At 40.9% G+C, this 2,577-nt stretch carries 2 protein-coding genes; both read right to left on the bottom strand.

From position 1 onward, the window contains the following. Nucleotides 1–278 precede the first annotated feature (278 nt). Entirely contained in the window at nt 279–1,439 is a 1,161-nt protein-coding gene (locus ACTNBR_RS16170; RefSeq protein ID WP_291237437.1) for an IS91 family transposase, read from the bottom strand. Beyond that, nucleotides 1,432–2,307, bottom strand: coding sequence for a tyrosine-type recombinase/integrase (locus ACTNBR_RS16165; protein ID WP_291237436.1), 876 nt, complete (start codon nt 2,305–2,307; stop codon nt 1,432–1,434). The genes ACTNBR_RS16170 and ACTNBR_RS16165 overlap by 8 nt, the downstream gene beginning before the upstream one ends. Nucleotides 2,308–2,577: the final 270 nt, after the last annotated feature.

The raw sequence follows: 2,577 nt of genomic DNA, 5'->3' as shown, positions 1-2,577 counted from the left end.
AATTCTTAAGGAAAGTATCAGATTCAGAGCAGATAATAAAAGAGCAGTTCTGGAAAAAATAGAACTGCTCTGAATGTGATTCTTTCTTATTGTACCAAGTCGCGGACGTTTAGCCGGGATGTATATGGGGATTGCTTTTCTCCCCCAAGCCGAAAAGTGAAATTTCTGCCTTACAAGCTATGGAAATTCCTATTGTTTTTTGAACAACAAAGAATTTTAGGCATGCTTCGCAGACTTTCCAACGGAAAGCCTGAAAAAAACGATATAAATATACTGAATTACCAATCATTCTGTGCATATGTCCTTCCGACTGGTTTCATGCTGCAGCAGCCACATGCGGGGCAGATTGTGATATCAAAATTCCAGACTACTTTCAACAGCTCTGCAATAGAAAGTCCTGTAAACCTCTGACGGAACTTTTGATGTCCCTGTAGTTTAAAAATGAGTTTTAGATTCTTCGCTTTTGAACGATTGTTCAAAAAACCATAATAACGTACTTTTTGAAAACTATGAGGCAGCACATGCATCAGGTATCGCCGAATAAATTCCTGATTGGTAAGAGTAATCTTGCGTTTGGGATCACCGGAACTTTTACCACGTGCTGAAAAAGTTACTTCCTTTTCAGTGACCGACAGGATCCGGTTGTTGGAGATGGCTATCTTATGTGTATATCTTCCAAGATATTCGAGGGCATTGCCAAATCCATTAAATGTTTCTTTTATGTAAGGACACCATTCTTTTGCATAAAGATCATTTTTGAATTCCTTCCACTCATAGGAGTTACGTAGTTTCTCGCAGGAGGAAGAGAAAGAAAGCTGTTTCTGTTGATACATGTGATCAAGACAGGAGAGGTATTTGCCTTTAAATTTATCCCTGAGTACTTTAACCGGAATAAAAAACTTGTCTTTTGACTTACGTATCTTTTGCTCCTGTGTGAGACCGCCGCCTGAAATGATACAATGCATATGCACATGGTAATCCAGTTCCTGATTCCAGGTATGGAGAACCTGAATGATACCGGGTGTTGCTCCGAGATACTTCTTATTGGCTGAAAGTTCCAGAAGTGTTTCAGCGCAGCATCTGTGAAGCAGACCATAAAGAGATTTCTGGTTACAGTAAATCAGGTGGTTTAATTCATGTGGGAGAGTAAACACTACGTGGAAATAAGAAGAGTCAATGACTTCTGCCCTGCGCTTATCTACCCAGATTTCTTTGTTAACAGCCTGGCAGTTCGGGCAATTCCGGTTGCGGCAGGAATTATTGTGAATCTCGATATGTCCACATTCTGTACACTCACTGATGGAATACCCCAGAGTTCCGGATTTACAATCCATGATGGCTCTGGAAGCTTTTTTCTGTATATCGGATTGAAAAAAATCCGAATTACAATAATCCGCATAAGAAAAATCCCAAATCTGCTGTATCTTAGACTTATTCATGGAAGGTACCTCCCATCTTATCAAAGGGGCTTGGGGAAGCCGAAAGGGTGCGGGCAGACAGATGCACATAAATTAAAGTAGAGGAGATGGAACGGTGACCCATAAGATTTTTTAAAGTTAGCAGATCCGTACCGTCTTCGTAATGATAGGTTGCGAAGGCATGACGGAAAGTGTGGCAGGTGAAGCGGTGTTCCCAGCCTAGTTCCCTCTCATGAGAACGGATAAAATCAGGAACACTCTGATGGTCAATCGGCTTGGAGGGATTTCTTTTCTGAGGAAAAAGCCAGTCCTTTGGACGCTTCTCAGGAGGGAGAGAATACCAGTATTGCAAGATAAGCTGCCAGGCATTTTCTGAAAGCTGGGCATAACGGTCAGAGCGGCTCTTTGAAGCACGGATATGGATGCGGTTTCTTGAATGTTCGATGTCGGAACATTTCAAATGACGGACTTCACCAATACGGAGTCCAGCAGAGAACATCAGACAAAGAAGGGCTTTAAATTTAAGGTCAGAAATAGAAAAAAGGAAGGTCTGCATTTCTTCCCTGGTAGGGATAAAAGGGATATAGGAATCAAACCTACGGAAGGGAATCTGATAGGGATCCCATTGTTTGTGAAGAACAAATATGGTGAAGAAACGCAGCTGGGAGATACAGCAATTTATCGTCCGGTCAGAAAGAGAGCGTTCTTTCTGGATCCAGAAGATGAAATTTCTCATTTCCTGCCAGGATACATCTTCCGGAGAAGTATGAATGACATCGGAAAGATACTGAAGGTATGCAGAGATATATGTAGAATAAGAAACAATGGTATGGTCGGTAAGACCGCGAAGGGAGAGCATCTCCCGAAAAGAATTTAAATGATCGTCCATAATGGAACCTCCTAAGTAAAAAATAAAATAACAGCAAGAACCAGACATTTATTTGGTTACTGGGCGGTGGACGATAAAATTTTTCAGATATGTAGTTGTTGAGTTTAAAAATCCATGATAAACTAAGCATAGCAGTTCTTGTGAATATGTAGTTGTTTTGTGTGGTAACTTAACAATACAACATATACACAAAAACTGCTATTTTTTTTTGAAAAAAGTAGTGGTTTCACGTACTTAGGGCTAGCCGTCGCGCTAGCGACTTGGTACAAT

The organism is Bariatricus sp. HCP28S3_F11 (assembly GCF_052065395.1).
Taxonomy (GTDB): Bacteria; Bacillota; Clostridia; order Lachnospirales; family Lachnospiraceae; genus Allocoprococcus.
Note: the sequence above shows the minus strand (reverse complement) of the source record. Positions and strands in the feature narration are given on the sequence as shown.